Annotated in this window: 10 protein-coding genes; 9 read left to right on the top strand and 1 reads right to left on the bottom strand. The window is 43.0% G+C overall.

Features of this window, described 5'->3' with window-relative positions:
• The first annotated feature begins 328 nt into the window (after window positions 1-328).
• The 6 genes from VPNCDNU1_RS22055 to VPNCDNU1_RS22030 all read left to right on the top strand — a co-directional run bounded on the left by VPNCDNU1_RS22055 (window position 329) and on the right by VPNCDNU1_RS22030 (window position 5,376).
• The gene (locus VPNCDNU1_RS22055) at window positions 329-1,750 is read left to right on the top strand and encodes an aminotransferase-like domain-containing protein (protein WP_104402343.1); all 1,422 of its coding nucleotides are present in this window, start codon (window positions 329-331) and stop codon (window positions 1,748-1,750) included.
• Between the two features lie 218 nt (window positions 1,751-1,968).
• Window positions 1,969-3,153 (top strand): lytic polysaccharide monooxygenase, encoded by a 1,185-nt coding sequence (locus VPNCDNU1_RS22050; RefSeq protein ID WP_104402342.1) that lies wholly within the window; start codon window positions 1,969-1,971, stop codon window positions 3,151-3,153.
• A gap of 139 nt (window positions 3,154-3,292) precedes the next feature.
• Window positions 3,293-3,514, top strand: coding sequence for a hypothetical protein (locus tag VPNCDNU1_RS22045; protein ID WP_104402341.1), 222 nt, complete (start codon window positions 3,293-3,295; stop codon window positions 3,512-3,514).
• Window positions 3,515-3,840: 326 nt separating this feature from the next.
• Window positions 3,841-4,527, top strand: a complete 687-nt coding sequence (locus VPNCDNU1_RS22040; RefSeq protein ID WP_104402340.1) for a hypothetical protein — start codon at window positions 3,841-3,843, stop codon at window positions 4,525-4,527.
• Window positions 4,528-4,560: 33 nt separating this feature from the next.
• Entirely contained in the window at window positions 4,561-4,773 is a 213-nt protein-coding gene (locus VPNCDNU1_RS22035) for a hypothetical protein (RefSeq protein ID WP_104402339.1), read from the top strand.
• A gap of 201 nt (window positions 4,774-4,974) precedes the next feature.
• Window positions 4,975-5,376, top strand: coding sequence for an MAPEG family protein (locus tag VPNCDNU1_RS22030; protein ID WP_104402338.1), 402 nt, complete (start codon window positions 4,975-4,977; stop codon window positions 5,374-5,376).
• A 39-nt stretch (window positions 5,377-5,415) separates the two neighbouring features.
• Here the strand turns inward: VPNCDNU1_RS22030 and VPNCDNU1_RS22025 are convergent, their stop codons facing one another.
• On the bottom strand, window positions 5,416-6,063 hold the full coding sequence (locus tag VPNCDNU1_RS22025) for an amino-acid racemase (RefSeq protein WP_104402337.1): 648 nt from the start codon (window positions 6,061-6,063) through the stop codon (window positions 5,416-5,418).
• A 193-nt stretch (window positions 6,064-6,256) separates the two neighbouring features.
• Here VPNCDNU1_RS22025 and VPNCDNU1_RS22020 point away from each other — a divergent pair, with 193 nt between their 5' ends.
• Genes VPNCDNU1_RS22020 through VPNCDNU1_RS22010 form a run of 3 tightly spaced genes read left to right on the top strand, consistent with a single transcriptional unit; the run spans window position 6,257 to window position 7,577 of the window.
• On the top strand, window positions 6,257-6,709 hold the full coding sequence (locus VPNCDNU1_RS22020) for a methyltransferase family protein (protein ID WP_104402336.1): 453 nt from the start codon (window positions 6,257-6,259) through the stop codon (window positions 6,707-6,709).
• A gap of 19 nt (window positions 6,710-6,728) precedes the next feature.
• Window positions 6,729-7,121: a DUF6713 family protein gene (locus VPNCDNU1_RS22015; RefSeq protein ID WP_104402335.1), complete on the top strand. Its 393-nt coding sequence runs from the start codon at window positions 6,729-6,731 to the stop codon at window positions 7,119-7,121.
• 42 nt (window positions 7,122-7,163) lie between these two features.
• Window positions 7,164-7,577 carry a nuclear transport factor 2 family protein gene (locus VPNCDNU1_RS22010; RefSeq protein ID WP_104402334.1) on the top strand — a complete coding sequence of 138 codons (414 nt, stop codon included), beginning with the start codon at window positions 7,164-7,166 and terminating at the stop codon, window positions 7,575-7,577.
• Window positions 7,578-7,675: the final 98 nt, after the last annotated feature.

Genomic DNA, 7,675 nt, shown 5'->3' with positions numbered 1-7,675 from the left:
TGAGGTAGCTTGAGTATATTCTTCGAAAACACTTATTCGTTAAAACGACTTATTCGTTAAAAAAACTAGAAACTGAACCAGTACCGTCCCGTGAACGTTATACGAAAGTTTGCTTGTTGACTATATACCTAACTAGCCACGTTACAGAAGCAATATCTTTTATACAGTGCGGTTATCCGGACCCATTTCTTTGCAAGAGATGCATATGTGGCTAATCGGTGCGTCTCTTCACAAATAGAAAATAGAACATCAGTGTTTTGATGGAAATTCGAATAAGAGAGACTACTATTCGAGCTCGATACGACAGACCCTAGGAAGTCCTAACAGAATGACGAGATACGAGCAGTTAGCACAAGATATAAAAACGCAGATAGAAAGTGGTGTTTGGCGAGCAGGAGACAAGCTACCTTCAGTCCGAGCAACGTGCAAAACATCTGGTTTTAGTATCTCTACTGTTATGCAATCGTATCAACTGTTGGAAAGCCAAGGTTGGGTTACGGCTCGACCACAGTCTGGATACTATGTTTCACCCAGAAAACCTGAGCCCATTCTTCCAAGTACAAGAGAATCTGTAAACCAATCAGACAACGTGAATATCAACGATTTACTGTTTGATGTCATTCAACAAACACGCGATAACGATATTGTTCCATTCAGTAGCGCTTTTCCAGACCCTGAACTGTTTCCATTTAAAGTGCTCACGCGAAACCTGGCGAGCAGTGGGCGGAAAATGCTACCTCAGTCGACTGTCACCAATTTACCGCCGGGGAACGATGCGCTGAGACGCTGTATAGCGCAGCGCTATAACCTTGAAGGCATTCATGTGGTGCCGGACGATATAGTGGTGACATCTGGAGCGATGGAGGCTCTGAACTTAAGTTTACAAGTTCTGACGAAACCCGGAGATTTGGTTGCAGTTGAATCACCCACTTTCTATGGCGCGCTGCAAGCTATTGAACGGTTGCAATTGAAAGTCGTCGAGATCCCCAGTTGCCCGAAGTTTGGCATTAACTTAGAGTTGTTTGAAGAAGCGCTGTCTGCGTTGCCAATCAAAGCATGTTGGTTTATGACTTCTTTTCAGAATCCGATCGGACACTCCTTGCCTCCAGAGAAAAAACGCCAGTTAATCGATATGCTTGCGATACATGATGTCCCTTTAATTGAAGACGATGTGTATTCCGAATTGTATTTTGGTCAAACCAAGCCTCTGCCTGCTAAACATTTTGATTCTGAACACCGAGTTCTGCATTGTGGCTCTTTTTCCAAATGTTTAGCGCCTGGTTATCGGGTTGGGTGGGTAGCCAATCGTCAGTATGCAAAGGCTCTACAACGAGCGCAGTTGATGTCGACGCTTTCGGCTAGCATTCCTACTCAAATGGGTATTGCTGAGTATCTTCAAACGGGCGGGTACGACACGCATTTAAGAAAACTGAGAAGAACCCTACAACAACGCCAAAACGCTTTTTTGAAAGGGTTGAAAGATTGGCTACCAAGTGAGGTGAAAGTAACGGAACCAAAAGGGGGGTACTTTTTATGGTTGGAACTTCCCGAAACAGTATACGCTCAAGATGTCTATTTAGAAGCGCTTCAACACAAAATTGGTATTGCGCCCGGAACTCTGTTTAGTTCCGACCAGCACTTTTGTCATCATATTCGTTTGAACTGCTCTTTCGAATGGAATGAGACAACACGGGATGCAATAAAAACCCTCGCCTCGATCCTTTCAGACATGCTGTGTGAAAACAGATAAAGTCACTTTGAATTCAAGCGCAAAAAAACAGAATGGTTGCATTGAGTTAGATTGATTATGGAATCACTTTATCGTTTTAACAAATCCTTTTCATTTATAAACTTACATTCAACGCCCACCTATTTTCGCTTTGTTAATCTGAAATAGCTCGCTGATCACTTCGCGTAGACATTTACGCCAAAGCGAGCATGTTCAGGAAAATTAAACGGAGAGAAATAATGAATAAACTGGCTATTTGTTCTGTCGCATTGGCAGGATTATCGCAGGTTTTGGTGCCTAACCTTGCCAACGCACACGGGTGGGTTGAGTTCCCTAGCGCTAGGCAAAATACATGTTATCTAGACGGTGGCTTTTGGGTTAATGCGATTCCTAACCAAGCGTGTCAGGCGGCATTCGATGTTTCGGGGGCCTTTCCTTTCGTACAACGAAATGAAATTGCTGCGAACGTTGCCAATTACGAAGACATGGCGCATGTCAAAGCGGTAATCCAAGATGGTAGCTTATGTTCGGCAGGTGCACAGTCGAAAGCTGGTCTAGATGTGGCATCACCGCACTGGCAAAAAACGTCCCTTCAACTTGACGCGAACAATGAGTTTGAATTGGTCTTTTATGCTGACACACCTCATGATCCATCTTATTGGCAAGTGTACCTATCCAATGCTTCATACACTGGGGATGCACCGTTAACGTGGTCTGATCTTGATATGCTGGTCAGAAACGATAACGTTGTACTCGGACCTGATCGAAGGTATCGACTCACAGTAAAAATTCCAGAAGGAAGAACTGGCGATGCCGTACTTTACACACGCTGGCAACGTAAAGATCCAGGCGGTGAGGGCTTCTACAACTGTAGTGATATCCGTCTGAATGGCGGTGGTACTAACCCAGATCCAGGCCCAGTTGATCCAACGCCTCCAGCGAGAAACCTAACGGAGCTTGGCTATTTTGTAGCGCCTGATTTTGGTCCTGTAGAAGTTGGGGATACCGCACGGTTCCGTACATTTAGCCCTACTGGTCAAGAGATTCACGATATTCAATTGCCAATCACAGCAAACAATCAATCGAACTGGGCTGGTTTGATTGCAGCTCAAATTAATGATCAAAACAAAGGGAAATGGTTTATTGGTATCTGGCATTCTGAGATGAACCATTACATGTACGACAGTTCCAATGTTTTGGCGAACAAAGTTCATGCCCCTAATGCAGAGCCTTCTTATCAACTCTCACTCATTAAAGCGTTAGATCCAACGCCACCAAATCCTCCAGCAAATGACGCGTGGACCGCCACCAAAGCTTATGAAAAAGGCGCGGTTGTATCCCATGCTGGTCGTAGTTGGACAGCGCAGTGGTGGACAAAAGGCGAAGAACCCGGCACCACAGGTAAGTGGGGTGTTTGGCGCTAATTCAATAACAATGTTTCTGTAACGCCTCTTCGGAGGCGTTTTCTTTCTCAACTGTTCGGTTTCTTTTTGCAAGATCTGTTCTACCCACCATTGATGTATCTATGGCATAAATCAGTAAGTCCAACCAAGGAGTCGAACCATGAAAAAACATTCGGCCTCGCAAGAGGTTAAATTGATTGTCGTTGCTATCGTATGCGCACTAATGCTTGTATTTGGTCATTTGATTTTAGCGAAAAGTTTCATGGGGTACGTTTGGGTTGAAGTGACGGCAGCGGCCATTCCCCTATTTATGGTGGTCATCTGTTACGTCGCGGTTCGAACCGCTAGCAAAGCTGAAGACTCGGTTGGCAAGAACTCCTGATCCATTACTTCCTTAGTCAGTCGATGGTGCTCTGATTCTATGTAACCCAATACAGATTTAGAGTGACTCAAACTGATGCCATACTCTGTAAGTGAGTTTTGCCCCTGTCTCGGGGCTTTTTTTGTTTTTGATGCACATGAGGTTGTTTGGCTATATAGCACTCGTTGATTCGTATGATCTTGTAACGAGAGGTTACAAGTGGCTGAGATCTTGAGAATTGCTAGCGTTATCCCCGACAAATGTTTGAAAGATCGCGTTAAACACTATATTTTTAGGCGGCATTTATATAACAGGCTTTGGGCAAGGCTAACTTGCTAGGGAATACGATGGACATCTTTAAGATCATTCAAGAATCTTGGAATTACTACGCGCGCCACATTCAAGGGATTGTTTTGGTCATGATACCTGTGATCGCGATTGTGGATTTGTTTTACGCTTTAAACCCTGTGGACTTTGAAGAAATGTCCAACGCTCAGGGAATCATGGTAAGTCTTATTCCCTTTGTGCTTCTGCCTTTGTACCAAGCGGCTTTGGTTGTATTGTTCCAATCGCGTTACGACGGTGCCACGTTAACCACCGCGCAATGTTATAATTTTGGCAGCCAAGCCTTTGTTAGGCTTCTCGTTATGTACATTTTAATGGGCATAGCCATTTTGTTCGGCATGATGCTATTGATCATCCCCGGAATCTACCTCATTGGCCGATTCTGCTTGGCTGAATTTTACTGTGTGTTAGAGAAAAAAACGTACACTCAAGCATTATCATCAAGCTGGGCTGCGACGAAAGAATATCAATGGCCTATTTTAGGAGGCTACTTATTAGTGGCGTTACTTCAGGCTATGCCTACGTATTTCATTTCAATCCTATTGAACGTGTTAGAAATCGATCATGTGGTTGTCGATTTCTTTGTAGGAGCAATAAGTTCTGTTCTTTTGGTGATGATCACAGCTTACACATTCCGCGTGTACAGTTTTGTAAAAGATAACGAACCAAAGATAACCGAAGCGGTCTAAAATCCCAGATTGGAATAGAATAGGTAACTCATAATGAAAACAGCGACTACTTCGCTCTTTACGACAGTCTCGCTTTTTACTGCAGTAGTTGTACTCGCTGGTTGCACGGGACCGCAAGGTTATTACGGTACAAGATCTTCGCAGCAGAATCAGTGTCAGAGTATCGCAGATAAACTAGAGTACGAACGTTGTATGGAAGATTCTCGAATGAGTTACGAAGATTACCAAGAAGGTCTTAATCAGTAGTATTGGGTATACTTTTTACAAACTGTTTCGTATCAAGCCATCGCCGCCGCGATGGCTTTTTTGTTAACTAGTTTTGCTGGTTTTGGTAGGCTTTGACGTTTTTGATGAGTCAGCATTTAAGGTGAATCGGAGGGTTTTATTGGTATTTTGAGGAAGCTTTAGTAAGGTAGAGCGACTTATTTAATATCAAGGATGATTCATATGTCATTTATAGCGGAATACCAATCCGTAGTATTGGTCTTTGGATTGACAGGTGCACTCATATTTCTACAACTTTTGGTCGCCGATGTTACAGGCATAGTTAAAAAGCATAAACCTGGTCATACTATTACATCAGACCACGATAACTTGCTATTTCGAGTCAATCGCGCATTTTTGAACTCCAACGAAAGTGTCGCCATCTTTATTCTTGTTACGACCTTTGCGGTTTTATCCTCAGCGACCCCTTATTGGGTTAATTTGTTTGCGTGGGTTTATTTTGCATCACGCGTCGCACATATGATTTGCTATTACGTTAACTGGAAAGTTGCGCGGAGCGTTGTCTTTGCGGGAACCGCCGTGAGCTTAATTGCACTATTTGTACTCGGTGTTATGGCGTACTAATCCAGCATCAAACCAGTAAACTCCCGAAGTTAACAGATCCTAGCAAAAGTAGTCTTGAATGGCGGTAACGATCCCTAATTCAGGACTACTTAACACAGGAATGGAATAAGCCTTGGTTGAAACAGCTCCAGTCATAGAGGCTTGCGCCAGTACAATGGCATCAAATTGGCCTTCTTTCGCCAATAGAGCGCGTGCAATAAGGTCAAAATAGCCTTCTGAATCCCCGTTCATAAAGTGTTCCCATGCATTTGGAACCAACTGATACTCTATATTTGGCAGCGCTTGAACGTTAATGCAGGATTGCTCCATTAAATCCTGAGTCGGCAACAATGTGCTTTCCAACGCCGCGAGAACAAGCACATTACTGTATTTAACCGCGGCGTCTGCCATGGCTCGATCAATTCGAATGGCGTTTAAATCATAAAGGAGAGCGAGCTTCTCAACAATCCCACCAATTGTCGAACATGTGCAGATAGTGAGTTTGGATTGAGTGGTAAGTTCTCGAATTGCTTCGGCTGTCGATTCATTTACATATGCGTTCACACCGTTTGCTGTCGCTTCTTTGAGAATATCCTCACAGACAGAATGCGTTGTTTTTAAATCGGGAGCGTGCTTCTTGATTAACTTGCTAAAAGTGTCAATGTGGATAGGGGAAGTGTGCAAGAAAGCAATATCAAAATTTTTCAAATTCGAAATCCATTATCTATTGAAGTATCGAGGGTAGTGCTTACCGTTCTAATGCCTGTAACACGAATTATTCAAAATATCATAATTGTTATGCGAAATTGCACAAAATTCATTATGTTATTGAGTAAAGTCTTTTCAATAATCATTGATTGCGGTAGGTTTGAGCTAATCTGAAAACAATATAAGGAAATCGATGCAGGCACTGGAACTGAAGTTACCTCCTCCGATAGTCGCAGCCATTTGTGGAATAGGCATGTGGTTTTTGCCTACGTTTCCAATAAGTGACTCATTTATCCTTACGTTCTTTGCACTGCTGTTTGTATTTTCAGGCATAGCTACCGCCATACTAGGGCTGATTTCTTTTCGAATGGCTCGCACTACTTTCCACCCAACATTAACAGATAAAACAACGGCACTGGTGACCTCTGGTGTGTATAAATTTACACGTAACCCAATGTATCTCGGCATGCTGCTCGTCCTGATAGGTTTTGGGTTCTATTTAAACAATGGGTTGGCTTTCCTGCTTTGTATTGGGTTTGTCGGCTACATCACTCGTTTTCAAATCAAGCCTGAAGAAGCGTTCTTAACTGAACTTTTCCCGCAGGCATACCCTGAATATCAAAGTCAGGTACGTCGTTGGATTTAACCTGATAGTTAAGTAAAGAATGAAGAACACACTTTTTTTTATAGGAATACTCTGTTTTGTGGCACATGAAATTGACGCCATGGTGCATCACGCTTGGTTAGTTTTACCGCTTACAGTGTGGATACCAGAGGAATATGCACAAACCTTGTTTGTTCTCGCTCATATCCCTCTCTTTCTCATTTTGATGTTTATGTTGCCCACTTATTTTCTGAGTAAGATCGAAAAAGTACAAACTGCTATAGCAACATTCATCGTTATTCATGGCATATTGCACTCCGCTTTCATGACTCACGAACATTACGAATTCGATTCGTTTTTGTCTAACTTATGGATATTTGGCGGCACTATTTGCAGTGCTGTATTCCTCATATTTCAGACAGGGCAAAAACAGGGAACCGTGCAACACAAATAACAACCTGTTTGCCTGTGGGTGGTAGAGCATTCCCAATAAACGATGAAAAAGGATATCTACGTGAAAAAAACCTCATACCTCACGCCCAAGCAAGTTGTCGCAAATTATTGGAACGCAATGGCAGGAAATGATTTTCATGCAGTAGCGCATCAGTGGTTAAGTGAAGACTTTGAATGTGCTTGGCCACAGTCTAATGAGCGGATTTCTGGACGTGAGAATTTTGCAGCTATCAATACTGAATACCCATCTAATGGCGATTGGTCGTTTACCGTAAATACTTTAGTGGAAGATGGAACACAAGTGGTGAGTGATGTGACAGTAACCGATGGAAAAGTAGTCGCAAAAGCGGTGACGTTTCACACCGTTTTTAACGGTAAAATCACCAAGCAAACCGAATATTGGCCAGATGACTATGACGCGCCAGAATGGCGGAAAAGTTGGGTGAAAAGCTTATAAATGGCGGGCTCGAATTTTTTAAGCGCGACGAGCTGAAATAAACTCAGGTTTTCAGCGTTCCTTTATATCCAGTAGCACGATATACCCAAGCATCTTGA

Source organism: Vibrio penaeicida, assembly GCF_002933855.1.
In the GTDB taxonomy this organism is placed as follows: Bacteria; Pseudomonadota; Gammaproteobacteria; order Enterobacterales; family Vibrionaceae; genus Vibrio; species Vibrio penaeicida_A.
This window is presented reverse-complemented; position numbering and strand designations above follow the sequence as displayed.